This is a genomic window from Desulfovibrio gilichinskyi (assembly GCF_900177375.1).
GTDB lineage: Bacteria > Desulfobacterota > Desulfovibrionia > Desulfovibrionales > Desulfovibrionaceae > Maridesulfovibrio > Maridesulfovibrio gilichinskyi.
In genome coordinates this window covers 161,753-188,738 of the sequence record NZ_FWZU01000005.1, presented here as the reverse complement: position 1 = coordinate 188,738, position 26,986 = coordinate 161,753, and the positions used below count along the sequence as shown (strand labels likewise).

Here is a 26,986-nt window from a genome sequence, read left to right as displayed (position 1 = left end):
ACATCTTGGACTAGGAGTAAAAATGGAAATGAAATCGATTAAAACAAAAATTGTAATTATGTCCGGGTGCTGCCTTGTAGCAACGATTCTCATTTTGGTTTTCCTGCAAATTTCTCAACAAAACGCCACCCAAAAATTTATTACAGGCGAAATAAGTACACTTATTGAAGAAGCTACTAGAGACAATTTGACAGGTACTGCAAAAGCTGAAGCTAGATTTATTCAATCAAAACTTGAAATTAACATAATTACAGCGCGTACAATCGCAAATTCATTTAAAGCCCTGCGCCAAGATGAAAAAGTAAGTTCCGCAATAAATTTAAGAAATGCTTTTAATGATATCCTTCTGACAAACTTAAAAGATAATGATGAATTTCTGGGAACCTATAGCGCGTGGGAACCTAATGGAATAGATGACAATGACAGCCTTTATGCGAACAATAAGGCTGAAGGATATGATGCATCCGGCAGATTTGTTCCCTACTGGAATAGAGATACTAAGGGCAACATTGCCCGTCAGGCGCTGGTTGGTTACGAGGATTCCAGTGCACATCCAAACGGCATCCGCAAGGGAGGCTGGTACTTATACCCTAGAGAAACCGGCAAAGAAAATATTCTAGACCCGTTCCCTTATATCGTTCAGGGAACAACTGATTGGCTGACAACAATGTCTGTCCCGATTAAAATTAATGGAAAATTTTTAGGTATCGCCGGAACAGATTTAAGGCTTGGGTTCGTACAGAAGCTGAGTGAAGAAGTTGCAAAAACACTTTATGACGGTCAGGCAACTGTAAAAGTTATCAGTAACCGCGGTATTGTTGTAGCTAATAGCGGAGACCCAAGTACTGTGGGCCAACCTTTGAGCAAGCTGAAACTCGAAAACTCAGACAAGATTATTGACTTTGTTAAAAATGGTGAAGAATTTGTCAGCCTAGGTAAAGAATCCGGTTTGGTGCAAGTATTAGCTCCAGTAACCCTTGGAAAAACCGGAACCCCTTGGGCCACTTTAATCGAGGTTAAACGAGACATCGTCTTTGCAAAACAAATACATTTAGATGAAGTTATAGCTGAAAAAAATTCCAGCAGTACTGTAACAGGAATCATGGCCGGAGGAGCTGCCGCCATAGTGGGCTGCCTCGTTATATGGTTCCTGGCAAATGGAATTGTCGGCCCCATCAGAAAAACCGTTGCTTATGCAGAGAGTGTAGCGACCGGAGACTTTGATCAAAACCTTGATGTCAATCAGGCAGATGAAGTCGGAATTCTCGCCAGGGCACTGAAGACAATGGTTGAAAACCTGAAAAATATGATTTCTACAGCAGAAGAAAAGAGCAGGCAGGCGGAACAGGAAACAGAAAGAGCCAATATTGCAGTAGACGAAGCAACGGAAGCTAAACTGCAGGCTGACAAGGCTCAAAGAGAAGGAAAACTTCAAGCAGCATATGAGCTGGAAGAAGTAGTTAATATTGTTTCATCTGCATCCAAAGAACTTAGCGATCAAATTGAACATTCACGAAATGGTATTGAAGAACAATCTGTTCAGATAACTGAGACTTCAACAGCAATGATCGAAATGAATGCCACTGTTCTTGAAGTTGCTCATACTGCTTCAAATTCAGCAGAAACAGCAGGCAAAGCCAAAGATGAAGCTCTACGCGGATCAAAGGTCGTTACTGAAGTCTTGACCAGTATGGAAGAACTGCAAAAAGTGGCTCTCCAGCTTAAAAAGGATGTTATAGCTCTTGGATCTGACGCAGAAAGCATCGGAGCGGTTATGGAAGTAATTTCCGACATAGCCGACCAGACAAACCTGCTTGCACTTAATGCTGCTATCGAGGCAGCCAGAGCAGGAGAAGCTGGCAGAGGTTTTGCCGTAGTTGCCGACGAAGTCCGTAAGCTTGCAGAAAAAACCATGGATGCAACTCAAAAAGTCGGCAAGGCTATTTCTCAAATTCAGCAAGGCACAAAAGACAATATCACGAACGTAGAAAAAGCTGTTTTGAAAATTGACGAGACAACAAAGCTGTCAAGCCAGTCCGGAGAAGCTCTTAACTCAATAGTTTCATTTGTCCAGAGCTCTTCCGACCAGGCTCAAAACATTGCAGCTGCTGCGGAAGAACAATCCGCTGCAAGTGAACAGATTAATCAATCTCTGTCAGAGGTTTCAAGGATTTCTACTGAAACCACAAAGGTCATGAACGAATCTGCAGAAGCTGTTGAAGCCATGGCGGAACAAGCCGAGATTCTGAAAAAGCTGATTAACCATATGAAAGAATAACACTGTAGATGAGCATATAGACTCTATTGCCGTTTATACAAATACCCCCTGATGGAGTTTCCATCAGGGGGTATTATATTGAAATATATCAGATTGAATCTCTTAAGCTTTTTATATATCTATAATATGGATAATTTTATCTTTTAAATCCGGGTCATCTAAATACGTTTTCAGGGCCCCAGCTCCATCGTTGAAACTAAATAAAATTTCACCGACCAGCTTTTTGCGTGAGCATTTTTTTGCTTCCTGTGAAAACTTCATTCCATCTTTGCTTTCAAGTATAACCATGTATCTAAGTTTTGTTTCTTGCTTGATTGCATTTGCTGAATTATTTTTTAAATCCCCGTCCGGATTAATAATCACAGAAACAGTATCTACGGTATTCCTATTTTCGAAAACACACCGATTCAATTTATTTATTTCTGAATTATTAAAATCAAGACTGCTGACAGAAATAGCCCCTGAAAATTTATATTTACCTGAAAGAACAGGATCAGGAACAGAAACAGACCGTTTGCTGACCAAAAGCAAACCTGTTCCTATCAAAGCAAAGACGATCACTGCTATAGTAAAGTATAGAATATTGTTAGATTTATTTTTATCCAAAATGACCTGCTTCAAATATAAATTTCAAAAAAATAACTTCGCGCACAACAAAGTTGCGTGTATAGAATTTATAATTTTGCAGGAGCTTAGTATATTATTAAAATCAGCTACCCTTGCGGCATCTGACGATCTTTACATCCGCCTGTTCATTTTTTTCATACTTAGCTGAAGCCTCAACTGCATCAGCCCATGAATTGAACTCTCCGAAACGGACACAATACCAAGGTCTGTTGTGGGAAGACGGAACAGTCACCACATATGCAGAGGAGTATCCTTTCTTGGTCAAACTCTTTCTGACCTTTAAGGCAGAAGATTCACGTCTGTTCGAACTGACCTGCACAGAATAGAGGATCGGTTCAATACCGGATTTAACGACAGGGTCCACTTTAATTGATGTCTTCCGGGTATCTGAATGGACGAGGTCTACCGGACTGTTTTTGTTTTTATAAATATCAAAAAACTGCCATGCTATCGGTCCGTCAAGAGGTCTGGAATAAATTAAATAGCTGCCTTCGCTGTCAGATGAAAAATTAAAAACGTCGTCTTCAAGCACTTTCATAGAAGAAACTGTTTTACCGGTTTTCCGGTCCACAACATTCACCTGAACTCCTGGATAAATACCGCCCTCTTCCATAGCAAAAGAAATCGTGGCGTTGGCGTAAAAAACAGCTACACCTTTTGGAAATTCAGGCTTGGTGATAGGTTTCAACCCAGTATAAGCAGGAGATTCTGTGCGCACAGGAAGCGGAAGACTCATTACAGGATCACCATAAAAAATCATATCATATATCGGCCCCAAATCATCACCGCGGCGACTATTCTGAACAAACTGGGCGCGAGCTTCCGCAAGGGCCTCTGCAATCCTGTATTTCCCGCTGAAATACGCTTTATGAAATTCAACAAGAAGACGTGAAGTGCCATCCAGATAAACACGTGAAATACATCCGTCATCAAGTTCAGCTGTGACTTTTCCGCCGTCACCGCATCCGCCCATAACGGCCAGCCCAGCACCCTTTGAGAGTATCATGGCTTCAGCCGGTGTCACGGTGGAATTACCAAGCGCAACCTCACACGAAGGATTAAGAACGATAGGCAATCCGGGTTTGTAATCCAGATTTAAAATATCCGAAGTAAGCAAAGTGCCGTTCCCTACTCTAAAACCGTCAGATACAGACTTTAAAGCCAACCACTGAACGGAGACATCGTCATCGGCAAAACTTTGGCGAAGCCTCTCGGGCAGGCAGCCTCCGGCTCCGCCGAGATAGCGGATAGCCTCCGGTCCGGCCATGCCTTCTTCCTGCAAGCTGAAAAACAAGAGTTCAGGATCAGAAAGATCATTTTTAGAAAACCCTTCACCGCCTATAAACGAAACAGGCCAAGCCGGGCGAAAAGCACGATCTTGATACCACCGCTCATATTTCTGAGCAACAATCATCGCCTCGGAATTATTTCCGGCAGGAATTCTACCCACAGGCAAAACATTTTCAGGAGAATCTGCAATACCGCCATATCCATAATCAGAAGAATAAATTGTGCCGCCATCACCTGCTTTAAATTTTAAAGCAGGAATAATAGATTTATTACCCAGAATAAGGACTGCCATTATACCATCGCCCTTATTCAATTCAGAAATTTTGCTTTGAATATCCCGAGATACAGCACTTCGGGATTCTTCTGTTCCGTTCATCGTTCCTATTTTTATAAGAACAGAATCAACTCCCTCGTATTCCCTATGGAGATATGAAAAAAAATGAGCAGCCTGCTTAAATTCGTCAGTAAAAACAATTATGCTTTTCTTTTGCTCAGTCATCTGCGCCGTTGAAATTTTTACAGGCAGAACTTGAACAGCAGGAGCAACCTGAACATTTTGCTGAAAAGTTCGCAGCTTGCAACCGCCGAGCAAAAAGGAAGCAAGAATAAAAAGAAGCGGCAAAGAAATCCATTTCAATTTCCTTATCAACGGTTGTTCCCCCGAATTTCCACTTTTTTTAAAATTTCCGACCAGACCATTTCAACTGTTATATTTGTCATACATTTATGGTGGATTTCAGGACATTTCCGCCCGCCATGAAGACCGCAAGGTTTGCAATCCAAAATTTCAGGCGATTCCAGCACAGTCGAGTTATCACCTCGTGGGAAAAAACCGAATTGACGGACAGTTGGCCCGAAAAGAGCGATCAAAGGTACATCCTGAACCCATGCAATATGCATCGGCCCTGAATCGTTACTGATATATACGTCCAGATTCTTAATGTAGGCTGCAAGCTTAGGAAGATTTAATTTTCCGGCAAGATTGATTATTTCATCTTCTCTGCCGGATTTTTCTGCAATTCTAGAACAGATCATCTCTTCTCCGGGACCGCCGAATAAAACAACCCGAAAACCGGCCTCCAGAGATTTTGCAATAATTGCCGCAAAATTATACTCAGGCCATTTCTTCGTTTCCCAAGTTGAACCGGGGTGAAAACCTATTACAGGCGCATCAGAAATTTTTTCAAAAAAAGTCGAAGCTTCTTCGATTGCGACTTCCGGCAGATTAAGTTCAAAAGCCGGAGCAATTCCGCTGATCCCTAAAGGCAACCCGAGAGCCAGCAATCTCTCAACTTCCTCAAACTGATCAAACCTTCGCTTGACCACTTGTGTGTAAGCAAACCGATTGAACCAAGGCTTATCATATCCGATACGATCAGGAATTCCTGTAGCCATGCTGATAACAGCGGAACGCATGCTTGTATGAGCTGATATCCAAAGGTCAAATCCCTGCGTTCCTAGCTCCCTTCCAAATCGAAAAGCGGCTCCCATACCTTTTTGATTGCCACGCTTGGCAAACCCGTGAACAGCGGTGAGTTCCTTTTGCGATTCAAAAAGCGGCTCAACCCCTTTGCGCACAAAAAGATGAATTTCAGCTTCTGGAAAACGCAGTGAAAGAGCTTTGATAAAAGGCAATGTAAGTACCGCGTCTCCAAGGAATGCAGTCTGCCATAGAGCAATTTTTCTATAATTATCTTTCATTAACAATCTATATTGTAAAACTTTTTTATTTCTAATTAAAAAGCATGTTGCCGGAGAAGACACTTACAATCAGTACAAGTGCAACTGCAAGCAAAACCAGCACTTCAGGAACCGGAGTCATTCTGCCAAGATTTGACCCGATCTGTTTTTCGATACTGAAAAATCTCCACGCCGCTCCTATAAGTACCAGCAGCCCTGAAAGAAGGGCAAAAAGGCTGAGCACTCCTAAATCCTTTGATAAATGCGGATCAATATCAGGAATTAAGTGTCGCAAATAAAGACCTGCTTTTTCAAGAACAAAGCCGAATCCCAGAAGCCCGAGAGCTGTACGGCACCAGGCAAGAAAGGTTCGTTCATTTGCAAGCACCGTTCTCATGACAGCAAGACTGTTGGTATCAAGCGGAACCGGTTCTTTTACTTCGTCTTTCATTTAAATCCTCCGAAACTGTTGATAAGCAGCTCTTGATCTGACAGATATATGGCTATAGTATGTTAGAAGATTATGGGCAACTGTCGCAGCCTGCAACCTCACGGATCAAGTTTATAATAATTACGGAATACACTCAAAGAATAATACATTGCGGCGAAGCACAGCAAAAAGGAAATATCATGAAATACATTATGTTCGAGGACTTTTCGGGTGAAGCTCTTCCTATTTTGTTCCCTAACCGTATCGGTTTTCTTGAATTCAGAGAACAAATTCCATACACAAAAGTTCTTTCCGCAGGATACGTACAAATCAGACCTGACGGAGTTTCCTGTCACGGGGAAAGCAAGGAACTGAACTCCGCATCCAGCCCTGAAGATTCAGGAATAATCTGTGAGAAATTAGATGGAGTTGAATCTTAACCGCTTAAAATAAAAACGGCCCTGAATACAATATCAGGGCCGTTTGCTATAAAACTTCAATCTTTTGTACAAAAACTGCTAGTCGTATTTCACTGCGCTGATTTTCATCAGCTTATCCCATGTATGAACAGCTTCAATCTGGCGAACAGTTCCTGTTTTACCGCGCATTACAAGCGAAGTTGTTTCCGCTCCGTAACCGAGGTAACGTACTCCGCGCAAAAATGTGCCGCCTGAAATACCTGTTGCGGAAAAGAAAATATCATCACTTTTGACAAGATCATTAACGGTCATAATGTCACGCAGATCATAGCCCTGCTCTTCCATAGCTCTCTTTTCATTTTCGGACTGAGGATCGAATCTGGCGAACATTTCTCCGCCCATGATTCTGATGGCGCAAGCAGCAAGAACACCTTCAGGAGTTCCGCCGGTTCCCATCATAACATCAACCTGGCAACGGGGGTCAACGACCATAAGTGCTCCGGCAACGTCACCGTCAGTGTGCAACTGAATTCTAGCTCCGGCATCACGAATTTCTTGAATAAGGCCATGATGACGAGGTTTTTCAAGAACAAAAACAACTAGATCATCAACATCTTTATTAAGAGCTTTTGCGATCTTATGAAGGTTATCCTTAACCGGTGCATTGATATCAACCATATTTCTTGCAGCAGTTGGAACAACTAGCTTCTGCATATAAAAACTAGGCCCCGGATCAAGCATCATGCCTGTAGGAGCAACACCCACGACAGAAATAGCATTTGGACGGCCGTAAGCAAGAAGGTTGGTTCCTTCTACCGGATCAACAGCAACGTCCATCCCCGGCCCTTCGCCTGCACCCAGTTTTTCACCATTATATAGCATGGGGGCATGATCTTTCTCACCCTCACCGATGACAACAGTACCGCAGATTGCAAGACTGTTAAAGCTGAGACGCATTGCATCAACGGCAGCCTGATCACCGGCATTCTTATCGCCGCGTCCGAGCCATCTGGCGGAGGCCAGTGCAGCCGCTTCGGTTACACGGACAAGATCAAGAGCTAAATTTCTCTGAGGAGCTTCCATTCGCCTATCTCCAAAATGAATGTTTGATTGTTTCGATTTTACCGACAACAGTCATGCCAATTACATAAAAAATGAGGCCAGTCCAGTTTTCCATAATTACTCATAAAAGTATAGAAATCACCTTCTGCTAACACATTTTATCATCTCAATATATCCATGGTTGATTTTTAGCCGATGCAAGCTTATTAAGAGAACATCTAAACTTTTTTTAGACCAAACACATATAAATCTAACTTAAATAAAAACATATGATAACTAATAAAAAACCAATACTTATATAAAATGATGCGCAAAATATTTTTTCAAAACTTAGTGATGGGCCTCCTTCTTGCCGGACTTCTTGTTTCGGTAACTCCTGCTCGTGCATTCGGAGCGAGCATTAAAGACGAATTTACCATTGCATGGAAACAATTCCATGCGCTGACAAAAAACAGCGAAAAATCCAAATATCGCTCGGAATGGGACAACGTCGCTAAAAAGTTTAGAAATGTGTTTAAAAGATCCCCACGCGGAGAATACGCGCCTAAATCTCTATATTATCTCGGCAGATCATATGAAGAGTTGGGTTACCACAGTGGACTGGAAAGTGATTTAAGAAAAGCAGTTGATTATTATGGCCGGATGGTCGCGAATTTCCCCTCCCACGCTTGGACTGATGACAGCCTTTTCAGAAGGGCTGAAATTAGACTGAGAAAACTGAATGAAAAAGATCTGGCTTATTCAGATTACCTGACAATCGTCCACCGATATTCCAAATCCGACATGTATTCCAGAGCAAGATCCAGACTTGATTCCATGGATCGCAATGGCCTTTCGAAAAAACAGCAGGATAACGCTGAACAGGCGAAACCATCAGGAACCATCGTTCCGGCTTCAGCTCCGGCAGTAGAAGAGTCATCAAGCAAACGCGCTAAACTCATGGCTGTAAGATATACCAGCAGTGATTCGTACACACGGGTTGTTCTGGACCTCGATGGCGAAGTACGCTTCCGTTATCAGCTTTTAAACCCGAATCAGAGTGTCAACCGTCCTCATAGACTCTATATTGATCTGGAAAACACGATACTTGGTAACGATGTAAATAAAGCAACCGACGTTGCTGACGGAATTTTAAAAGACATCCGTTCCGCGCAGCGGGATCCGCGTACAACTCGAGTTGTGCTGGATTTCAACTCCATGCAGGATTATAAAATTTTCCCGCTTGAGAACCCTTTCAGACTGGTTGTTGACGTACAAGCTCCCGAAGAAGGAGCTGCCGAACAGCCTAAAACAAGCACACCCGCGGCAAAACAAAAAAGAACTGCTAAGACTTCAACAAAATACACTCCTCCGGCCAACAGCAAAGCTATGGCAGGAGATCTGCTTGAACAGCTGGGACTGACTTTTAAAACAATCATGATCGACCCTGGGCACGGCGGAAAAGATCCTGGAGCAAGCGGGCACGGACTGAGAGAAAAAGATATCAATCTGCGTTTTACAAAAATTCTGGCTGCTAAGTTGAAGAAAGCAGGATTTAATATCCTCTATACCAGATCAACAGACGTATTTATTCCTCTGGAAGAACGCACGGCTATGGCCAATATCAAAAAGGCGGATATGTTTATATCCATCCATTGCAACGCGCATCGCAATTCAGACATTAACGGTCTTGAAACATATACTCTCAACCTTGCACGCAACCGCAATGCCGTCCGTGTTGCAGCACGTGAAAATGCTATTTCCGCAAAACGGATCAGTGATCTGCAGGTTATCCTGACAGACCTTATGCTGAATTCAAAAATGAAAGAAAGCAAAGACTTGGCCAAAAACATTCATAAAAAAGCCTTAGCCAATGTCCGCCTGAAATTTCCTATAAAAGACCAGGGAGTGCGTGAAGCCCCTTTCTATGTTTTAATGGGAGCAAAAATGCCTTCTGTTTTAGTGGAACTTGGATATGTTACCAATAAAACAGAGTCTTCAAGGCTTAAGTCAGAGAAATATCTTGGTTACATTGCCGACGGGATAGTAAAAGGCATTCTGGAATACAAAAAACAGATTGAAAGATATGCCAGTATCTAGGTATTAAGAGCCAAGAAATTCGAGCATAGGAAGGACCAGATCATGATCAGTCTCAATATCCCGGGCTTTGGACCACTTAACATTGAACATCTTGTTATGGATTACAATGGCACGATAGCTCTTGATGGTAATCTCATGCCCGGAATAGGTAAGATAATCAAAGAACTATCCGTCGATATTGAAATTCATGTGCTGACAGCTGATACTTTCGGGCAGTGCGAAGAGAATTTGATCGACCTTCCAGTTTCAATACACATCATAAGCGGAACGTCAGAAGACAAAGCCAAACTGGATTATATAAATTCAGTCGGAGCTGAGAAGTGTGCATGCATCGGAAACGGTCGCAACGATGCACTCATGCTGAAAGAAGCAGCCCTTGGAATTGTGGTCTCAGGGCCGGAATGTACGTCTATGGTTGCCGCACGCTCTGCAGATATCGCGGCTTCTGACATAGCTCACGCCTTAGGACTTTTTACACATCCTATAAGGCTCATGACCACGTTAAGATATTAATTGTTCTCTTTTGTCCCTGAATAAGTGAAAGACTTCTTATCCATAGTGTAATATGAGCCGCGATCTATCCCGTATGAATTACCGCATGGGCAGAATATCTTCCCGCCCTTTTCCTCCAGATTCCAGACTTTTTTAATCCGCTCTTTATGACAGCGGTGAACTTCACCCTGCCCTATCTTGTAATACTTTAAAAGCTTCCGCCGGCATGCGGCGCATTTTAGAATCAGCATAATTTATGTTTACACAAAGCGGAAAGAATCCACTCCGATGGACTGCATTTTAACAAGAACGGTAACAACTTTTGACATAGTCGCATCAAGATTGTTTTCACCTGTTTTGCAAATGGCAAATGACGCTGTTGCTTTAAATCTTTCTCCCGCAACACCGACTGCGCTCTTTGCAAACCCTGTCTGCGCTGCGACGAGGTCATTCTTCAAAACTTCCGGATCTTCGGCCAAAACAATAAATCCACCATCCCAGCGGGCAGAAAGCAACCAGCCGAGAGACTGCTGCTCAAGATTCGCAGCAGCTTTTTTTAGAGCGGCAGAACCTGCATCCCATCCGAACCGGGAGTTTATTTCCAGCAGGTTGTCCACATTAAATGCGGCTAAAACGGGAGTACGTTCCTGCTTACTAAGGCTGTCAAAGAGTTCACGTCCCTGCTCAAGAAAAGTCTTCATATTGCCGAAACCGGTCAGCGGGTCACGGCTGTAGGCATCTTTGATTGAAGAGATACGATCGAGTTCATTGAGGTTATTAGTGACGCGCCATGAAAACTCTTCCACCTCAAAAGGTTTTTTAAGAAAGTCATTAGCTCCGAGCTTAAGAAACTTAGCAGTAATCGCACCGGAGTCATGAGCAGAAACGCCGAGAATAGCCAACTGATCTCTGAAATGAGTTTTACGAACCTCCGCAACAAGTTCAAACCCATCAAGCTCAGGCATTTCATAATCAGTCAGCAGAAGTTTCACATCAGGATTAGCGCGGATATACTCTAGAGCTTTGGCTCCGTCCTCAGCGGCAAAAACGTTGAAATTGAGCCGTTCCAACAGTTTACACATAATTTTTCTGGCTGTTCCGTTATCTTCAGCAACAACAACTTTAACATCGCTGTTTGAATGAACTCTGCGGATCATATCAACCATATCGTCAAGGCCGTTACGATTTCCCTTGTTGAAATAATCAAGCACATTCTTTTCAATAAACCGGTTGCGGATTTTTTCATCGTAAGTTGAAGTTAAAATAATACACGGGATCTTACGTGAAAGAACATAATCTACAGCCTCACCGTCCGGAGCTCCTTTGATATTCAAATTAAGAACGGCAATAAAGACATCCTCACCACTGGTTTCAAGAATTTCTTCAACCTGATCAAGCGAAGAAGCTGTTACTGTATCAAAATAAGTCAGACTTTCGATATGATCAGTTATAATACGGACCTGTGTCTGACTGCTTTCAACAACAAGTACTGTCTTTTTTGCATTCTCGGGCATAGTGTTTCTCCGGTTCATAATTTTAAATAACTTTTTTCAATTCTTATTAATATACTTTATAAAAAGCCCAATGCAAGCCAAAACTGGCATAAATCAGTTAGTTATTATCTTGCCGTCATTATTGTTTATAACATCATCAATTGTCACATTTTCTTTAACTTCAATCTTTTCAGATTCAGCTCCGGCCAAAGCGTCATCAACAGCTTTTTCATCCGCAAGATATTCATCAAGAGCTTCTGTACCGGTGCTGTTGGAATCAGAATTTTGATATTCATCAATATTTGCAGTAACTACAGCAACCCCCACAGCTCCGGCCATGATCCACAGGCAGCCGCTGGCAAAAGAGGAGAATAAAACAATGCATAAAGCTGTAATCAAGGCATGTTTCACGACTTGGTAATTTCCTTTGAGCGTCCGTAGACATCTTCAAAACGTGAAATATCATCTTCTCCAAGATAACTTCCGGTCTGCACTTCAATAAGTTCCAGATCTATTTTGCCGGGATTAGTGAGTCTGTGTTTGACTCCGATAGGAATATATGTGGACTGATCTTCGTTAAGCATCATCTCTTTTTCACCTATAAGGACACTTGCGGTTCCCGTGACAACAACCCAGTGTTCCGCCCTGTGATGATGCATCTGCAAGGAAAGTATCCCGCCCGGTTTCACAACAATACGTTTAACCTGAAATCTGCCCCCGGAATCAATCCGCTCATAGGAACCCCACGGTCGGTACACTTTGCGATGAACAGAAACTTCTTCCCGTCCGGCTTTGCTGAGAGTTTCAACCAGCTTTTTAACATCCTGAGCAGTTTTGCGGTCAGCCACTAATACGGCGTCATCAGTTTCGACGACCACAACATTGTCCATACCGACAACACCGATAATTCTTCCGGATGAATGGAGGAAACTGTTTGTCACGCCTTCAGTAACCACATCTCCTACAAAGACATTGCCATTTTCATCATCAGTAAACTCCCGCATCAAGGAATCCCATGATCCGATATCTGACCAGCCACTATCAAGAGGAACAACAACTCTATTCGTAACTCTTTCCATTACGGCATAATCAACAGATTTTGCAGGACATGAAATAAAACTTGCTTCATGGAGTCTTACAAAATCAAGATCAACACGGGCTTTTTCAACGGAAAGACGACATGCTTCATAGAGCTCCGGCTCAAGTTCTTTTAGCTTATCAAGGAAAACTTGCGGTTTAAAAAGAAATACGCCGCTATTCCAAAAATATTCTCCGGATTCAAGATAAGCCTGAGCGGTTTGATAATCCGGTTTTTCAACAAATTCTTTGACAGGTGAAACGTTACTTACTTCAGCGGCATCCCCATGCCTAACATATCCGTAACCTGTTTCAGGAGAGGTCGGAACAATGCCGAAAAGGACAAAATCACCATTTTCTGCATTTTTTACACCATCTTCGACTGCCGCATAGAACGCTGCCGAATCTTTGAAAACATGATCAGACGGCATTACCAATAAAAGTGCTTCCGGGTTTTCTGCCTGCACACGAAAAGCCGAAACGGCGATTGCCGGAGCGGAATTTCTCCCTTCCGGCTCAAGAAATATTGTATCGGGATGAATATTGATCTGCCTAAGCTGCTCGGCCACCATAAAACGGTGAGATTCATTACACACAATAATAGGATTTGCAGCCCCTTTCAAACCGCATCCGCGATGGACTGTAGCCTGAAGCAAGGATCCGTTTCCCGTTAAATCAAGAAGTTGCTTTGGGTACAATTTACGGGAAAGCGGCCATAATCTGGTTCCGCTTCCGCCTGAAAGAATTACCGGTATAATCATCCTCGCTCCCTGAATAAAACTTGGAAATTTTTTCTTAAAAAAGACCGCCTGCACTGTCTATATCAGTATTTTACAAATCTTCTGAAAAACACAAACCTGATTTTATATACCTACATCCGACTTGCTTAAAAAACAAATAAACATCCTGCATCATAAATCTAAATTATATTTTCAAAAATACGCATATGGAATTGATTCCATACCGTTTAAAAGAGTACAAATTACTTATCAGAACTTACACAGAACAAAAAAGATATGGAAGCACTCACACTTTCTTCTTTAAAACTACAATAAATTTAAGTGACAAGATTCACATGCATAAATAAACGGTTATAACAAATCCGAACTTGGACACAAATACTCATGATTTGCGTATTTGCTCCAGTCAAGTTTATCCAACCCATATCATATTCTATACAGAACGAGTAAAATCACTGCTAATAAGTGCATTAAAACAATTTCCGCGTTATGAGACAGTCAAAACAGCTCTTCCCTTTACAATTCTACATAAAAACAACAAAACAAACATTCAGCGACAGCTTAATACATTTGACAGCGAATATAATCTACCTTATCCATTGTTTTCCCAATACAACAGTTAGTATAAATATAATCCCAAAGGAGATATCAAGTGGAAGATTATCTTAAAGAAGCTTTGGAAATAGTCAAAGCACAAGCCAGCGTAAGAACTATGAACGAAGAAGAAATGACTTCAATGGTTCGTAAACTGTCTGCCGGTATTCAGGCGATTGCGGAAAATACACTGCCGGCAAAAGAAGAAGCACCAGCATGTGACCCTAAAAAATCTATTAAAGAAAAAACTATCGTATGTTGCGAATGCGGTAAATCTTTCAAGATTATCACTAAAAAGCACCTTGCTTCACATAATCTGACTCCTGATGAGTATAGAGAAAGACACGATCTTAAAAAGAAAACTCCTCTTGTTTGCAAATCACTGCAGCGTGAGCGCCGCAAAAAGATGAAAGAAATGCAACTTTGGACCAAACGCGGACAATAAATCATTAATCCGGCCTGAGCGTATTTTGGTGTGCCTTTTTAAGAGCTGCATCAGGTTCTAAAGAGGCTTTCCAAATACGCTTAGACCGGAAATGCTATCACTCTATCAAACAACTTTCCCCCCTTTAAAACCGCATATTTCTTAATCCGCATCCACAAAATCTGCTGCCGCTAAATCTCTTATTCAGCTGGGTTAAGCCGGTCTTTCACTATCACTAAAAACCAGTACAAACGTGAAAAACTTCTATCCCCGTAACTGCGGAGCTTTTCAAAAGCTTCCCACTTGGGCTTATATGTTATAACAATATGAAAAACGGAGTTTTCATATTTAAGCTTGAACTTAAAACTGGACTGAAACAATTAACAAAATGAACAGACGAACGTTTCTAAAAACGCTTTGCACCGTTACAGCCGCAACCTCCTTGTGCGGAGTACAGACACTTGCCCATGCATCAGGAACGTCCCGCTCTTTAGAAGATCAGGATCTAAAAGACTACCTCCACAACATGGCTAATTTCGACCTGCCGCACACAGGTGATATTATCGTAAAAAATAATCAATTAGCCATTCTTAATTCCACATTCAAAAAACTTAAAAGAATTCAGAAAACTGTAGGCTTCGGGAATTTCAGTATACTAGGTTTCGACGAGGCTCTGCGTTATGCAGATAGCAATCCATCCATCGGCAGTTTCACCAAGAAAGAACTTAATTTTCTAGATTATACTTTTAATTTTGATGCAACAAACTACGGATTTTACGGTAAAAGACCAATCGATGAGATTACATCACAGATTTCCCAAAAGGATCTGGTTAAAATTTCCAGAACAGGTAATTTTTTATACCGCGGCCAACCTTATGAAACCTACAAATCGATAAAGAAGCTGCTGGGAAACAAGGTTTACCTCACCTCCGGAGTGCGAGGTATCATGAAACAATTCATCCTTTTTCTTGCAAAAGCCTCTGAAAATAATGGGAATCTCTCTCTTGCATCACGATCCCTTGCTCCTCCGGGATACTCCTTCCACGGTGTAGGAGATTTTGATGTCGGCGAAAGAGGACTCGGCGCGGCAAATTTCAGCATCAAATTTGCCGGAACTGAAACATGTACGAGGCTTCGCAATCAGGGATATCTTAAACTTCGCTACCCCAAAGACAATATGCTGGGAGTAAGGTTTGAACCTTGGCACATAAAGGTTAAAAATTTCCGGCCATAACAAGTACAATCAGACATCTAAAGATTCTCGCAAGAAACACGATATGATATATACAAAGCAGTCATATGAGAGCAGTCTTCACAAATTGCAGACTGTAGCTTTCATTTACTTTGTTGTATAAAGCAGTTAATTAATAAGAAATGGCAATTAAACGGCTTTGCCGGAATACCATAAAAAACATTAAAACACGGATCGCAGAAGAATGAGCAAAATCCTTCAACAGGATGAAGTCGATGCCCTGCTTAGAGGCCTCTCCGGTGGAGAAGTTGAAGCTGAGCAGGATATACCGGATGATGATTCCGGTGTAGTTACATTTGACCTTGCGAATCAGGACCGCATTATTCGCGGTCGTATGCCCGTGCTCGAAATTGTTAACGACCGTTTCGCTCGTCTGGCAACGAACAACCTTGCCAATACCATGCGCAAAAGAGTTGATATCAACCCGATATCTATTGATATGTCCAAATTCGGGGACTTCATGCGCTCTCTGCCTGTACCGACCTCCCTTTCGATTTTTAAAATGGACCCGCTCCGCGGTAACGCTATTCTGGTTGTTGACTCACGCCTTGTTTTTGCTCTTGTGGAAAGTTTTTTCGGAGGTTCCGGTTCACAGCCGAAAGTTGAAGGACGAGATTTCACCCCCATTGAACAGGCTATAGTCGACCGTGTTGTCAAAATCGCCCTTTCAAACCTTGAAGATTCATGGCGGCCTGTTCATGAAGTGCACCTTGAGCTTATCCGCTCTGAGGTCAACCCGCAGTTTGCGGCAATTGTTCCGCCGTCTGATGTTGTCATAGTCATTACTTTTGAAGTTGAACTTGAAAACGCAATCGGCTCACTTATTGTATGCCTGCCATACTCGACCCTTGAGCCTATCCGCTCAAAACTCCACGCATCATTTCAGTCTGAAAGACTTGAAATCGACCACGTCTGGGTAAGCAGATTTAAAGAAAGACTTCTTGAAACTCCGGTTGAATTAGTTGTCCGCCTCGGCAGAACAAAGATTACAGGACGTCAGCTTGTAAATCTTGAGGAAGGAGACCTCCTGCTGCTTAACACAGATGAAGAAGATCTGGTTGAGTGTGAAGTTGAAGGCGTTCTGAAATACTATGGAATTCCCGGAAGAGTTAAGGCTAACCGCGCCCTACAGATAACAAAGGCCATTGAGCCTAAAATGACTTAACCGCGGCACTTCTTCGACACCCTCTTGACTCTCGCTTCGCGCCTATCTACTATAAATTCATTTTCGACTATTAATTCTATTTTTAAATATTTATTTCGTGATGAACCTCAACGAAAAGGCTCAAATGAACCACATTACAGGATTAGTCCTGACTTATAATGGAGAACGGCTGCTGGATGAAGCTTTGACCAGCCTTTCATTTTGTTCCGACCTGCTGGTTATTGATTCCGGCTCATCAGATTCAACTCTTGAAATTGCAAAAAAACATAATGCACGAGTTGTTCACAACGATTGGAACGGCGCAATTGAGCAGCACAAATTTGCTCTTACTAAAATCACAACCCCATGGGTTGTAACAATTGATCAGGATGAAATTATTTCTCCTCAGCTGGCTGAAAGCATCATCAATGAACTTGAGAATCCTTCAAACGTGGACGGCTTTTACTGCGCCAGAAAATCATGGTATTTTAACAGATTCATCCGTCATAGCGGATGGTATCCCGACAAGCTTTTCCGTATATTTAGACCGGAAGGAATAACTATCGGTGGAATCCGGCCGCATGAAGAGCTTCGCCCTAAAAATAAGGCTGGAGAACTTTCCGGCGATATAATCCATTACCCTTATGAGAATTTTAACCAGCACCTTGAAAAAATTAACAGCTATACTCAAGACGCAGCCGAAGATCTGTATTCCCGCGGTAAACGCGCTTCACTCGGAGCGGCAATAGGGCATGGAATCGGTAAATTTTTTAAACAATACCTGCTTAAATTAGGATTTCTGGATGGCCGTGCGGGACTTATTATTGCAATTCACGGATTCTTTTACACCTTTCAAAAATATATCCGGCTAACTGAACTGGAGCTGAAGGATAAAAAATGATTAATGAAGACAAACCACAGCTTATCGATCTGCCCAAAATAGAAGATAACCGTGGCAACCTGACTTTCATTGAAAACAGTCGCCATATTCCCTTTGATATCAAAAGAGTGTACTATTTATATGACGTGCCCGGCGGTGAATCTCGCGGAGGCCATGCCCACAAGGAATTAAGACAATACATTATAGCTGCTTCTGGCAGTTTCGATGTTATACTGGACGATGGAAAAAACAAAACGACATTTTCACTCAATCGTTCCTACTACGGTCTTTATATTCCGAAAATGACATGGCGCGAATTAGAGAATTTTTCATCCGGCTCAGTTTGTCTTGTTCTTGCTTCAGAATATTATGACCCGAGTGATTATTACTATACTTATGAAGATTTTTTAAAGGCGGTGAATGAGCGTGACTCAAATTCAATTTCTTGATGTAGGCTGGACCTACAAAACTCTTGCAGCTAAAATGGATGCAGCGGCAAAAAGAGTTCTCGAATCAGGGTGGTATGTATTAGGTAATGAAGTAAAAGCTTTTGAAAAAGAATTTGCGCTTTATACCGGAGCAAATCACTGCATAGGAACCGGAAACGGACTTGATTCTCTGGAACTGGCACTAAGAGCCGCAGGAGTGGGAGCCGGAGACGATGTAATCGTACCGTCAAACACTTTTATTGCCACATGGCTTGCGGTTACCCGCACAGGAGCTAATATTATTCCTGTAGAGCCGATTGAGGCCACCTATAATATCGATCCTGAAAAGCTTGAACAGGCTCTGACTCCTGACACAAAAGCGATCATCCCTGTTCACCTTTACGGTCAACCCGCAGATATGGACAAGATCATGGCCTTTGCTGAAGAGCACTCTCTTTTTGTTGTGACAGACGCAGCTCAGGCACACGGAGCTGTTTACAAGGGAAAAATGATCGGAACTCTAGGGCATGCCGCAGCGTTCAGTTTTTATCCCGGTAAAAACCTTGGTGCGTTCGGTGATGGTGGAGCTATTACGACCACGGATGCAGATCTCGCAAAAAGGATTCGTTCAATAGGTAATTACGGTTCATCAGAGAAATATGTACACGAAACTCTTGGATTCAACAGCCGCTTAGATGAGCTGCAGGCAGCCTTTCTACGCGTTAAACTTGATGTTCTGGATGACTGGAACTGGCGCAGAAGAAATATTGCGGATATCTATCTTAAAGGACTTAAAGACACCCCGCTGATTCTACCCGTTGTACCACAGTGGGCTCAGCCGATATGGCATCTTTTTGTCGTGCGCTGTGAAGGCAGAAAAGGACTCATTACTCATCTTAAAGAAAACGGGATTCACACAGCAATTCATTACCCGACTCCACCGCACAAACAAGGTGCATACAAGCACATGGGACACTTGTCCCTGCCGATAAGTGAAGCGATCCACCGCGAAGTTGTATCATTGCCCATAGGTCCGCATATGACTGCGGAGCAGGCGGAATACGTCGTAAAGACTATTAATGAATTTTATCACTGATAATCTGCACCCGATCAGAGACTAACTTAAAAAACAAAAAAAAGACCGGCAGAAATAATTTCTGCCGGTCTTTCTATTTTCTCAGAGGTGCTAATTACTTAAGCTTTGCCAAAAATAAGAGCCTGATAGGAAATCCGGGTTTATTGGTCATTTCGCTCTGAATAACCCTTACGGAATGATAATCCAGGGTGCTGCAAAATTCGCGGACCGCGACATCCTCTTCTTCCCCGCCAGGATGCCCGGCGTAAATGGCGATGCAGATAATCCCCCCGACTGCAAGCATCTTAAGCGAAGATTCAAGAGCCTTCAAAGTTGTTTCCGCTTTAGTCACAACACTCTTATCACTACCCGGCAGAAAGCCTAAATTAAAGACCACAACGCTGATTTTGCCGTGATATTTTTCAGGAATAACATCAAGCATATCCTCATGCCCTTGATGAAACAACTTCCAGTTGTTAGGCACACATTCTTCATTAAGCTTTTCGCGTGTCTGTTCAATAGCATCCTTTTGCACGTCAAAGCCGAAAACACGCCCGTCGCGCCCAACCTGCTGAGCAAGAAAAACAGTGTCATAGCCATTTCCGACAGTTGCATCAATTGCGATGGAGCCATGCTCGAGCACTTCAAGAAGAACGCACTTTGCGTATGATAGAATATTGTTAAGTATCATTTGATCTCTTTGGGAAGAGGGATAAGCATTACTTATGCTAGAAATTTAAATACTTGGAAATATTTCCGGTCTTAGCGAACTGCCGTTTAGTATTCCCGAAAGTGACACTGCCTGAAATATTATACGTAGACGCCTGAAGATTCTCCCAGTTAAGAGTAGCAGAACCTTTAGCGTCAGTAGGTACGGGCATTCCGCTGCTGAAAGAATTAAGCTGAAACTGATTTCCGGCAAGCACGGCATTAACGTTTACGTCTTCAGCAACAAGACCGCCGGGAATCTCTACCTGCTTTGAACTTACTACGAGGCTTCCTGTTTTAGGAGGTCCGCCCCATTCATGAAAACCTACATCAGAAGTTATCTTAACAATGCCGCCCAGACCATCTAATTTAACAACTTTACTCAAATCCACACCGCCGCTCAGCGTAAGCGATTTCGATTTAAACACCTTTGCGATTAGCTCCGGCCCTGTTTTGACCCTGACTTCAACAAGAGGAGAAAGACCGAAGGACATTCCGAATTGCGGAATAGTGATAATAAGACCTTTGTCAGTAGTAACGTATAAATTGGTCACTTCAAAGGATAAAGGTCCGGCACTTACAAAATCTCCCCACTGGATAGTTGCTTTGGAAACTTTTGCGTCAATCTGTTTAAAGACCTGAGACCAGATAACCTCCCAAGGCATAAACAGGAAAATACCGAGAATAATCCCGGCAAGAAATAAAAAAAATCTGCCAAGTCCCGTTTTAATGGAAAAATTCGGTTTAAACTTCATATGAACAGCCTACCTGACAAGAATAATCTGTACATCTGCCAAATCCGGCGTGTCCAGCCTGTGATTAATTGAAAAGGAGGTAACTTTCAGCCCCCCGCGGACATTAAAATCCCGCATGAGTGCGACCATTTCAGGCAGGTTCAAAGATTCAAGAATAACCTGCACGCCTTCCCCCGAGCTGCTGCCCGACTGAAGAGGCCTAAGCGAGGTAAGCCTGTTATCAAGGCCTAAATCGCGGGTAACCTGCTGAGCTGCCGTCATAGGTTCACGGTCGATAAGAGCTCCTTGCGAAGCTTCTCCGACTTTAAGCTGCTCAACAAGCGGTACTGTTTTACTGTATTGCAACTTGTTTTGAAGGACAGAGCGGGCTTCGCTTACCTGACTTTCATGAAAACCGGACCAGATCATAAAAAGCACAAGCCCCCACGCAGCAACAAGAGCGGCAAAGAACAGCTTTTGCTTTTCAGCAGGCCAATCCTGCCAGATAAAAAATCTTTCCAGTTCCATAAAAAAATACCTTTAAAACTATACTCAAATATTATTCTAAAATCGCACGATTCTTAATTATTACCGATTATACTCAGCTCTGAGGCTGAAATCGATACCACCTTGAACGTTGGTGGCCTGCTCAAGAACAAAATGGAACTGGCCAGCACCGGACAATTTTTCCATCATGCCGTCAAGATCTTCATAAGTGCTGACTTTACCGCGAATATTCCCTGAATCTGCCCCAAGGTTAATACTTTCGATTGAAATACCGGCAGGGGAACTTTCACTTAGCACAGCAAGCAACCCTACAACGTCGACCCCCTTGTTGCTTCCACCGCTTTTTAGCTGGTCAAGCTTGAAAAGGATCTTTCCATATGGATCTGAACCCGGCGCAGGGCCTAATGCCGAAACATAAACTTCCTGCAATTTAACGCGCCACTCTTTCGCGACATCTTTACTCAGCTGCCAACGGTGGTACTGTCCTGCAATAAAGAAAATTCCAATTAAACTTGTAAGAATCGCTGCAATAATAAACGGCTTAAAGTCAAGAACAGCACTCTTATCCTCTTTAGACCTTCCACCTGAATGCAGATTTAATCTGGCCCAGCGAATCTTTTTCTCTTCAAAAATTTTACAGGCTTTTTCAAGCTCAATTATTTCCGGTTCACCATCAAGATTCAGCCGTTTGAACCGATTATCAAATTCTTCATCACCACCGCGAAAATAAGTAAGTTCCTCGGCTGCAGCCAGAATGCGCACCCCTCCCTGACCTTTCCAGCTCCAAACAGACAGTCCTTCTGCCACCGCAGCACGCCAGCAGACTACAAACTCAGAAGTAAGAACAGTAACTTTAGAAAGAACTTCCCTGTGCTGATCAAGAAATCTGCTAAGGAGATCATGAGAAGTGTATCCCAGAACAGCTCCTCCGGAAGGACGCAAAACCTTAAAACCGGTTCCATGATCCGGAAAGGAATAATTCATCTGCATTAAAGTTGCAGATTTAGCATGTCTGGATTTGGTAACACCTTTAGGTCTGAAAAAGAAAAAAAGGGGATCAGGCAACAACGCAACAGCCGGATATTTATTTTTAGGTCCAGGCCCTTCCGATTCGGAAAGAGTTGCACCGTCAAACAACATCCATTGATGTTCTTGTCCTGTAAAAGAAAGTATATATATATGTTTTAATGCGGCCATCTATGGCTCTGTCCTATACCCGTAAGAAAGCTGTTTGTCTATTTATCAGAAGTAGCCGAAGAATTGGCTACTTACCACTAACTATTAATCTCAGGGAATGTAACCGACACATCACTTTGATATATGAGCTTCGGAAGCTGGTTCTGAAAATTTTCAGGGCGTGAAATAATATAACGCTTAACAACCTTACAACCGCTCGCTTCAGAAGTGACAAGAACCTCAAAAAAATTTGATTTAACTGTAAGAAAATTCAACATATCCCGATAAAGATCTGAATCAGCCATAATCCCTGCGACGGTAATAATCTGACTTAAATCCGTAAATCCCCTTGAATCTCTCCAGTGAAGAATATTGTCTATTTTCGGTCCTAATTCCGGGAAAAATGCCAGCAAAGTATCACGGGAAACAAAATTTATATTAAGTTTTCCTTCATCCCACACCGTAAAGGTATCCACGACCCATTTTCTATTAAAATCACGCCAGCCGCTTACAAGCAAAATTTCTTCGGGGGTTTTTAAATTACCATTCGCAGGCTCATATGATGGAGACTGCGTAGCATAATAGAGTCTATCCATTTTTTCTAAAACAGAATTAGTCTTTTTACCAACCCAATTCCCCAAACTTCCAAGCAATCTGGAAACATCAAGCCCGCCTGGAAGAATGCTCTTCATGATAGAAACAATTTTCTTTTGATCTTGATTTTCAGACAGCTTATTTAAATTTATTTTTTCATTACAAGGCCTTATTGTATAAGAAACCCCGTCAGAGCTCCATTCTTTAGCCCATTTATCTTTAGATGAATCTGAAAACGGAGTATCATCTTCACGAAGCTGTCTATAAACAAGAGATAAAACCTCTTCTGCAGCAAAATGAGCTTCATATTCTCCGCGCATCCTGGAAGCTTCCGCGGCTCCGCGAGAGCTGACCTCAATCGTCATCAAAGTAAGACTTGAAAGGGCCATAAAAATAACCAAAACAAGAACTAATACAACACCTTTTGATTGTTCATGATTCTTATTCATAGACATAAGGGATCCTTTCAACAATCAAAATATGCTGCCCGTCTTCAAATGACAGATTCAACCGCATGGCTTTTACTGCAGACTTTAGATTCAACGGTCTTGCTTTGTACTGCGTAGCAGAAATCCATGAATTATCTTTACCATCTAAAAATTCTAAAGACCATGTGGTCACGCCGCGCAAAAGTTGAAATGAGCTTTCATATTTAATATGCTCGGAGTGTTCACTTCTGCGGATCATATTTCCAGAAAAATCCCAATCCACATTTACAGCGACAGCTCCATCCTCAAGAAGATTATTTGTAGAAACGATCGTAAAGCCGTTACCTTCAATCCCGATAAATCCTCCAATCTTCCTGTTCTGTAAATCACGATGCAGAATGCGCCGAAGCGTGAACATGCGGGAAGAAAGGCTGACATTAGAGCGCACAACTTCATTATTGGTTATAGATTGTCCCAAAACCATCGCAACCATGCTCATCAACAATCCCGAGAGAACTAGCCCTATCAACACCTCAACAAGCGAGAAACCACTCTGACGGCAACTGGAACACTTAATTTCAGCAAAATGAATACTCATCGCTGATTCCGAGTTCTGCGAGAAACGCGGTAAACTTTCCACCCTAAGGTGTAACCGCCGCTCTTTGTCTCTATTAAATAATACCCGACACCTATGGAAGAAATGGTTTCAAGGCCGACCCTGAATGATCCTTCTGGCGGTCCGGGCCATGGAATCCAACCGGAAGAAACCATTGCCAGACCTTCAGGATACTTGTGGGCAAGAATATCTTGTGAAAGGTTCAAAACATCCCACGAATCTTTAGAAATTTGAGCCATCAAAACACTTTGCCGCTGCACTCCTAAAAATGTAATGGAAAGAGTTGCCGCAATTGTTAAAGCAACGATAATCTCTATGAGTGAAAAACCGTTTTTATCCGGCAAACTACATCTCCACAAACCTTACAGACAAGGGGTCAAGAGACAACGTCACTCCATCAGCAAAAACAAGCCTGACCTCATCGCTGAAACCTTCAGGATAAATGGAAAAATCTACACCGTCTCCGCCGAGCGGCTCTTCATTGAGATGCCCGCTGACTATTCTTCCGGGGAGAGCTATTTCTCCGTCTTTCCATTTCACAAGACCTTTTTCAAAATCAATATAAAGAGTCTGCTTGGAATCCGTTTCAACAGCTTCAGAACGAGCCTTATAAATAAAAGCGTTTACAAGATTCAAAGAATCTTTTTCTTTGCTACCCGCAAGATTAAGATTGGGCATAAGCGTGAACCAGCCTATGCCCACTATTATAAGAACTATCAATAATTCAATAAATGTAAATCCACCCGATAGGGTTCGCTTTGAATGCTTAAGCATACAGATCCTTACGAAGAAATCTATTCCCAGCTTTTGATGTCTGCGTCAAAATCTTCTCCGCCATCCATTCCATCAGCTCCAAGGGATATAATTTCGTAGTCGCGGTCTTCTTCACCAGGACTTCTGTAGATATAATCATATCCCCAAGGATCAACAGGAGCAGTGGTGGAATCAAGATATCCCCCCTTACGGTAGTTACGAGGAACCGGACGGGTATCAGGCTTTTTAATCAAAGCCATAAGCCCCTGCTCAGTGGTAGGATATCTGCCTGTATCAAGCTTATAAAGTTTCAAGGCTGAATCAAGTGCTTTCATATCCATTTTAGCTTTGGTGACTCTTGCTTCGTTAGGTCTATCCATAATTTTAGGAACAAGCATAGACGCCAAAAGTCCTAAGATAACGATAACAATCATCAATTCGATAAGACTGAACCCGCGCTGATTCTTATTAATTTCTAAAATACGTTTTTTTCTTTCTTCCATTTTAGCCTCGACTTTAAGAATGTAAAATTAACCTATCAATTATTATCCCGAATATCTATTTTCCCGGCCTCAAGAGGTTTCCATTTCAAAGGAGAATCCTTTGAAATACCTAAGCGGCTCGGCACCATACCACGCGACCGGAAATAATCATCCGGCCTTGCGACTTTATCCCACCAAAGGAAATACCCCTTACTTGGAATAAACCTGCAATACAACCGTTGAAATTCACGCTGTGCAATAGGTTCAGCCAAAATAAAAGAGCGTCCTCGTTCAGAAAAAGAATAATCGTTACCGACACTGACCTTTTGCCAATCTGCAAGATCCTGAAGGTCTTCAAGAGGGGCCCCGGTAACAGAAGAGTAGTACCGCATCTCTCCATCAATGTCATTAACCCGAAAAGCTTTTGCAGATGGAGACTTTGAGACTTCTATTACTACAGGTTTGAAAAAGACTTTTCGCGAAAGCCTCTTTCTCGGAGAGATATATGACACAACTCCGTTTTTTAATTTAAAGCTTTTTTCGCTTTCACTATATGCTGACCGGACTCGCTGCGCGACATCCCAGCGAAAACGATCCCCGGCTTCCGTTGTCATATCCAGATACGGACCGTCAGACTTGACGGAGGAAAAAGGCCCGCCTTCAATTTTGCTCCTGAAAATTTGAACTCCCTTGAGCGGGCTCCACATAGCAAACTCGCCAATGGCATCAACTGCCATCAAAATCCCTTCTTCATCGGAAAAAGACAGCGAAAGCGGCTCGCGAAGGAACCTGTGAATTTGAGTAAAAGGACCGACAGGAGGACCAACCCAAAGCCTGCGGGCTTTATCAATTACAGCAAGCCACGACCCTTTAGGAGAAACGGCAAACTTATCGATGGTACTGTTGACATCAGCCGTCAAAACACGTGAACAGGTTTTAACGTTAAAAACTTCCACAAAAGGATTATTCCCTGATGTTGCGGCTAAAACGTAAGAATCAGGAAACCATGAAATATCGTTTACAGGTTCGGAAGATGTTTGGACAGCAGAACAACCCGGCCCTCCGTAGATTCGGATAAGTCCGTTTTTAAAGCCTTCCGCAAGTATATTTTCCTTTTGAACAAGGACTGTTACATTTTCAGCGAGATTAACAATTTCATTTCCGTCGCTAAGCTGGACATAATAGTTTCCGGTCATCCCTTCAGGAGGACGATTATAAATACTGTCTAGCGATGAATATTGCTGGGAAGCTGAAAACTGTACCAATTCGGCGATAGTTACGGGTTTATTTCCGACAAGGTGTGCAACATCAAGGCTGTCATCGGAAACAACAGTTGGCTCATCCGGGGCCTGAGCAGATCTCCCGGAACCGAAACATCCTGAAAAAACAATCATTAAGGATATTATAAATAATAATGCAAAATTCTTTTTCATTTTAATCAGCCAGTCCTTTAATTCGATAAACCACCATAAACTTGATAACGGTTCTAAGGGAGTACATGTAAAAGTCAAGTCCGATCTAAAA

At 42.4% G+C, this 26,986-nt stretch carries 29 protein-coding genes; 10 read left to right on the top strand and 19 right to left on the bottom strand.

What is annotated here, in order from left to right:
• Window positions 1-28 precede the first annotated feature (28 nt).
• Window positions 29-2,278 (top strand): methyl-accepting chemotaxis protein, encoded by a 2,250-nt coding sequence (locus tag B9N78_RS14805; protein WP_245805569.1) that lies wholly within the window; start codon window positions 29-31, stop codon window positions 2,276-2,278.
• Between the two features lie 111 nt (window positions 2,279-2,389).
• On the opposite strand, the gene B9N78_RS14800 is transcribed toward B9N78_RS14805, so the two are convergent.
• The 4 genes from B9N78_RS14800 to B9N78_RS14785 form a co-directional block, all read right to left on the bottom strand.
• Window positions 2,390-2,884, bottom strand: coding sequence for a hypothetical protein (locus tag B9N78_RS14800; RefSeq protein WP_085103669.1), 495 nt, complete (start codon window positions 2,882-2,884; stop codon window positions 2,390-2,392).
• 103 nt (window positions 2,885-2,987) lie between these two features.
• Window positions 2,988-4,844, bottom strand: a complete 1,857-nt coding sequence (locus B9N78_RS14795; RefSeq protein ID WP_245805568.1) for a C25 family cysteine peptidase — start codon at window positions 4,842-4,844, stop codon at window positions 2,988-2,990.
• Window positions 4,841-5,896 carry a lipopolysaccharide heptosyltransferase II gene (gene waaF / locus B9N78_RS14790; RefSeq protein ID WP_085103667.1) on the bottom strand — a complete coding sequence of 352 codons (1,056 nt, stop codon included), beginning with the start codon at window positions 5,894-5,896 and terminating at the stop codon, window positions 4,841-4,843. Before waaF ends, B9N78_RS14795 begins: the two co-directional genes overlap by 4 nt.
• A gap of 31 nt (window positions 5,897-5,927) precedes the next feature.
• The gene (locus B9N78_RS14785; RefSeq protein WP_085103665.1) at window positions 5,928-6,326 is read right to left on the bottom strand and encodes a YidH family protein; all 399 of its coding nucleotides are present in this window, start codon (window positions 6,324-6,326) and stop codon (window positions 5,928-5,930) included.
• 179 nt (window positions 6,327-6,505) lie between these two features.
• Here B9N78_RS14785 and B9N78_RS14780 point away from each other — a divergent pair, with 179 nt between their 5' ends.
• Entirely contained in the window at window positions 6,506-6,745 is a 240-nt protein-coding gene (locus tag B9N78_RS14780) for a hypothetical protein (protein WP_085103663.1), read from the top strand.
• A 78-nt stretch (window positions 6,746-6,823) separates the two neighbouring features.
• On the opposite strand, the gene glpX is transcribed toward B9N78_RS14780, so the two are convergent.
• On the bottom strand, window positions 6,824-7,807 hold the full coding sequence (glpX, locus tag B9N78_RS14775) for a class II fructose-bisphosphatase (RefSeq protein ID WP_085103661.1): 984 nt from the start codon (window positions 7,805-7,807) through the stop codon (window positions 6,824-6,826).
• Window positions 7,808-8,089: 282 nt separating this feature from the next.
• On the opposite strand from glpX, the gene B9N78_RS14770 reads away from it, so the two are divergent.
• Complete coding sequence (locus tag B9N78_RS14770; protein WP_245805567.1) at window positions 8,090-9,865, top strand: N-acetylmuramoyl-L-alanine amidase; 1,776 nt, start codon at window positions 8,090-8,092, stop codon at window positions 9,863-9,865.
• A 42-nt stretch (window positions 9,866-9,907) separates the two neighbouring features.
• Window positions 9,908-10,378 carry an HAD family hydrolase gene (locus tag B9N78_RS14765; protein WP_085103660.1) on the top strand — a complete coding sequence of 157 codons (471 nt, stop codon included), beginning with the start codon at window positions 9,908-9,910 and terminating at the stop codon, window positions 10,376-10,378.
• Here the strand turns inward: B9N78_RS14765 and B9N78_RS14760 are convergent.
• From B9N78_RS14760 to B9N78_RS14745, 4 genes are all read right to left on the bottom strand, one after another.
• A complete protein-coding gene (locus tag B9N78_RS14760) occupies window positions 10,375-10,608 on the bottom strand; it encodes a hypothetical protein (RefSeq protein WP_085103658.1) in 234 nt (77 codons plus the stop codon). The genes B9N78_RS14765 and B9N78_RS14760 overlap by 4 nt on opposite strands.
• A gap of 9 nt (window positions 10,609-10,617) precedes the next feature.
• A complete protein-coding gene (locus tag B9N78_RS14755) occupies window positions 10,618-11,871 on the bottom strand; it encodes a response regulator (RefSeq protein WP_085103656.1) in 1,254 nt (417 codons plus the stop codon).
• A gap of 93 nt (window positions 11,872-11,964) precedes the next feature.
• Window positions 11,965-12,261 carry a hypothetical protein gene (locus B9N78_RS14750; RefSeq protein WP_085103654.1) on the bottom strand — a complete coding sequence of 99 codons (297 nt, stop codon included), beginning with the start codon at window positions 12,259-12,261 and terminating at the stop codon, window positions 11,965-11,967.
• Complete coding sequence (locus B9N78_RS14745) at window positions 12,258-13,688, bottom strand: mannose-1-phosphate guanylyltransferase/mannose-6-phosphate isomerase (protein WP_085103652.1); 1,431 nt, start codon at window positions 13,686-13,688, stop codon at window positions 12,258-12,260. The genes B9N78_RS14750 and B9N78_RS14745 overlap by 4 nt, the downstream gene beginning before the upstream one ends.
• Before the next feature lie 631 nt (window positions 13,689-14,319).
• On the opposite strand from B9N78_RS14745, the gene B9N78_RS14740 reads away from it, so the two are divergent.
• The 6 genes from B9N78_RS14740 to B9N78_RS14715 all read left to right on the top strand — a co-directional run bounded on the left by B9N78_RS14740 (window position 14,320) and on the right by B9N78_RS14715 (window position 19,485).
• Window positions 14,320-14,706: a Ros/MucR family transcriptional regulator gene (locus tag B9N78_RS14740; RefSeq protein WP_085103651.1), complete on the top strand. Its 387-nt coding sequence runs from the start codon at window positions 14,320-14,322 to the stop codon at window positions 14,704-14,706.
• A gap of 367 nt (window positions 14,707-15,073) precedes the next feature.
• Window positions 15,074-15,919 carry a M15 family metallopeptidase gene (locus tag B9N78_RS14735; RefSeq protein ID WP_085103649.1) on the top strand — a complete coding sequence of 282 codons (846 nt, stop codon included), beginning with the start codon at window positions 15,074-15,076 and terminating at the stop codon, window positions 15,917-15,919.
• Window positions 15,920-16,121: 202 nt separating this feature from the next.
• Window positions 16,122-17,102, top strand: coding sequence for a flagellar motor switch protein FliM (gene fliM, locus B9N78_RS14730; RefSeq protein ID WP_085103647.1), 981 nt, complete (start codon window positions 16,122-16,124; stop codon window positions 17,100-17,102).
• A 124-nt stretch (window positions 17,103-17,226) separates the two neighbouring features.
• Window positions 17,227-17,982 carry a glycosyltransferase family 2 protein gene (locus B9N78_RS14725; protein ID WP_085103645.1) on the top strand — a complete coding sequence of 252 codons (756 nt, stop codon included), beginning with the start codon at window positions 17,227-17,229 and terminating at the stop codon, window positions 17,980-17,982.
• Window positions 17,979-18,410, top strand: a complete 432-nt coding sequence (locus tag B9N78_RS14720) for a sugar 3,4-ketoisomerase (RefSeq protein ID WP_085103643.1) — start codon at window positions 17,979-17,981, stop codon at window positions 18,408-18,410. The genes B9N78_RS14725 and B9N78_RS14720 overlap by 4 nt, the downstream gene beginning before the upstream one ends.
• A complete protein-coding gene (locus B9N78_RS14715; protein ID WP_137982557.1) occupies window positions 18,388-19,485 on the top strand; it encodes a DegT/DnrJ/EryC1/StrS family aminotransferase in 1,098 nt (365 codons plus the stop codon). Before B9N78_RS14720 ends, B9N78_RS14715 begins: the two co-directional genes overlap by 23 nt.
• 94 nt (window positions 19,486-19,579) lie before the next feature.
• Here B9N78_RS14715 and mnmM read toward each other — a convergent pair whose 3' ends face one another.
• The 10 genes from mnmM to B9N78_RS14665 form a co-directional block, all read right to left on the bottom strand.
• The gene (gene mnmM / locus B9N78_RS14710; RefSeq protein ID WP_085103639.1) at window positions 19,580-20,155 is read right to left on the bottom strand and encodes a tRNA 5-(aminomethyl)-2-thiouridylate-methyltransferase MnmM; all 576 of its coding nucleotides are present in this window, start codon (window positions 20,153-20,155) and stop codon (window positions 19,580-19,582) included.
• 37 nt (window positions 20,156-20,192) lie between these two features.
• Window positions 20,193-20,927, bottom strand: a complete 735-nt coding sequence (locus B9N78_RS14705) for a hypothetical protein (RefSeq protein WP_085103637.1) — start codon at window positions 20,925-20,927, stop codon at window positions 20,193-20,195.
• Between the two features lie 9 nt (window positions 20,928-20,936).
• On the bottom strand, window positions 20,937-21,434 hold the full coding sequence (locus tag B9N78_RS14700) for a type II secretion system protein M (RefSeq protein WP_085103635.1): 498 nt from the start codon (window positions 21,432-21,434) through the stop codon (window positions 20,937-20,939).
• 60 nt (window positions 21,435-21,494) lie between these two features.
• Complete coding sequence (locus B9N78_RS14695) at window positions 21,495-22,610, bottom strand: hypothetical protein (protein ID WP_085103632.1); 1,116 nt, start codon at window positions 22,608-22,610, stop codon at window positions 21,495-21,497.
• Window positions 22,611-22,687: 77 nt separating this feature from the next.
• A complete protein-coding gene (locus B9N78_RS14690; RefSeq protein WP_085103630.1) occupies window positions 22,688-23,638 on the bottom strand; it encodes a type II secretion system minor pseudopilin in 951 nt (316 codons plus the stop codon).
• Window positions 23,625-24,209, bottom strand: a complete 585-nt coding sequence (locus B9N78_RS14685; protein ID WP_085103628.1) for a prepilin-type N-terminal cleavage/methylation domain-containing protein — start codon at window positions 24,207-24,209, stop codon at window positions 23,625-23,627. Before B9N78_RS14685 ends, B9N78_RS14690 begins: the two co-directional genes overlap by 14 nt.
• Window positions 24,206-24,571, bottom strand: coding sequence for a type IV pilus modification PilV family protein (locus B9N78_RS14680; RefSeq protein WP_085103626.1), 366 nt, complete (start codon window positions 24,569-24,571; stop codon window positions 24,206-24,208). Before B9N78_RS14680 ends, B9N78_RS14685 begins: the two co-directional genes overlap by 4 nt.
• Before the next feature lies 1 nt (window position 24,572).
• Window positions 24,573-25,001 carry a pilus assembly FimT family protein gene (locus B9N78_RS14675; protein ID WP_085103624.1) on the bottom strand — a complete coding sequence of 143 codons (429 nt, stop codon included), beginning with the start codon at window positions 24,999-25,001 and terminating at the stop codon, window positions 24,573-24,575.
• A 20-nt stretch (window positions 25,002-25,021) separates the two neighbouring features.
• Window positions 25,022-25,483 carry a type II secretion system major pseudopilin GspG gene (gene gspG / locus B9N78_RS14670; RefSeq protein WP_085103622.1) on the bottom strand — a complete coding sequence of 154 codons (462 nt, stop codon included), beginning with the start codon at window positions 25,481-25,483 and terminating at the stop codon, window positions 25,022-25,024.
• A 35-nt stretch (window positions 25,484-25,518) separates the two neighbouring features.
• Complete coding sequence (locus tag B9N78_RS14665; RefSeq protein WP_085103620.1) at window positions 25,519-26,895, bottom strand: WD40 repeat domain-containing protein; 1,377 nt, start codon at window positions 26,893-26,895, stop codon at window positions 25,519-25,521.
• Window positions 26,896-26,986: the final 91 nt, after the last annotated feature.

Excerpts from the sequence above, each read along its gene's own strand:
- B9N78_RS14805 (WP_245805569.1), top strand. The coding sequence starts at position 29 with ATGAAATCGATTAAAACAAAAATTGTAATTATGTCCGGGTGCTGCCTT.
- B9N78_RS14780 (WP_085103663.1), top strand. The coding sequence starts at position 6,506 with ATGAAATACATTATGTTCGAGGACTTTTCGGGTGAAGCTCTTCCTATT.
- B9N78_RS14765 (WP_085103660.1), top strand. The coding sequence starts at position 9,908 with ATGATCAGTCTCAATATCCCGGGCTTTGGACCACTTAACATTGAACAT.
- B9N78_RS14675 (WP_085103624.1), bottom strand. The coding sequence starts at position 25,001 with ATGCTTAAGCATTCAAAGCGAACCCTATCGGGTGGATTTACATTTATT.
- B9N78_RS14665 (WP_085103620.1), bottom strand. The coding sequence starts at position 26,895 with ATGAAAAAGAATTTTGCATTATTATTTATAATATCCTTAATGATTGTT.
- B9N78_RS14685 (WP_085103628.1), bottom strand. The coding sequence starts at position 24,209 with ATGAGTATTCATTTTGCTGAAATTAAGTGTTCCAGTTGCCGTCAGAGT.
- B9N78_RS14745 (WP_085103652.1), bottom strand. The coding sequence starts at position 13,688 with ATGATTATACCGGTAATTCTTTCAGGCGGAAGCGGAACCAGATTATGG.
- fliM (WP_085103647.1), top strand. The coding sequence starts at position 16,122 with ATGAGCAAAATCCTTCAACAGGATGAAGTCGATGCCCTGCTTAGAGGC.
- B9N78_RS14735 (WP_085103649.1), top strand. The coding sequence starts at position 15,074 with ATGAACAGACGAACGTTTCTAAAAACGCTTTGCACCGTTACAGCCGCA.
- B9N78_RS14760 (WP_085103658.1), bottom strand. The coding sequence starts at position 10,608 with ATGCTGATTCTAAAATGCGCCGCATGCCGGCGGAAGCTTTTAAAGTAT.
- B9N78_RS14690 (WP_085103630.1), bottom strand. The coding sequence starts at position 23,638 with ATGTCTATGAATAAGAATCATGAACAATCAAAAGGTGTTGTATTAGTT.
- B9N78_RS14695 (WP_085103632.1), bottom strand. The coding sequence starts at position 22,610 with ATGGCCGCATTAAAACATATATATATACTTTCTTTTACAGGACAAGAA.
- B9N78_RS14725 (WP_085103645.1), top strand. The coding sequence starts at position 17,227 with ATGAACCACATTACAGGATTAGTCCTGACTTATAATGGAGAACGGCTG.
- B9N78_RS14755 (WP_085103656.1), bottom strand. The coding sequence starts at position 11,871 with ATGCCCGAGAATGCAAAAAAGACAGTACTTGTTGTTGAAAGCAGTCAG.
- gspG (WP_085103622.1), bottom strand. The coding sequence starts at position 25,483 with ATGGAAGAAAGAAAAAAACGTATTTTAGAAATTAATAAGAATCAGCGC.
- B9N78_RS14785 (WP_085103665.1), bottom strand. The coding sequence starts at position 6,326 with ATGAAAGACGAAGTAAAAGAACCGGTTCCGCTTGATACCAACAGTCTT.
- mnmM (WP_085103639.1), bottom strand. The coding sequence starts at position 20,155 with ATGATACTTAACAATATTCTATCATACGCAAAGTGCGTTCTTCTTGAA.
- B9N78_RS14770 (WP_245805567.1), top strand. The coding sequence starts at position 8,090 with ATGATGCGCAAAATATTTTTTCAAAACTTAGTGATGGGCCTCCTTCTT.
- B9N78_RS14700 (WP_085103635.1), bottom strand. The coding sequence starts at position 21,434 with ATGGAACTGGAAAGATTTTTTATCTGGCAGGATTGGCCTGCTGAAAAG.
- glpX (WP_085103661.1), bottom strand. The coding sequence starts at position 7,807 with ATGGAAGCTCCTCAGAGAAATTTAGCTCTTGATCTTGTCCGTGTAACC.
- B9N78_RS14705 (WP_085103637.1), bottom strand. The coding sequence starts at position 20,927 with ATGAAGTTTAAACCGAATTTTTCCATTAAAACGGGACTTGGCAGATTT.
- waaF (WP_085103667.1), bottom strand. The coding sequence starts at position 5,896 with ATGAAAGATAATTATAGAAAAATTGCTCTATGGCAGACTGCATTCCTT.
- B9N78_RS14720 (WP_085103643.1), top strand. The coding sequence starts at position 17,979 with ATGATTAATGAAGACAAACCACAGCTTATCGATCTGCCCAAAATAGAA.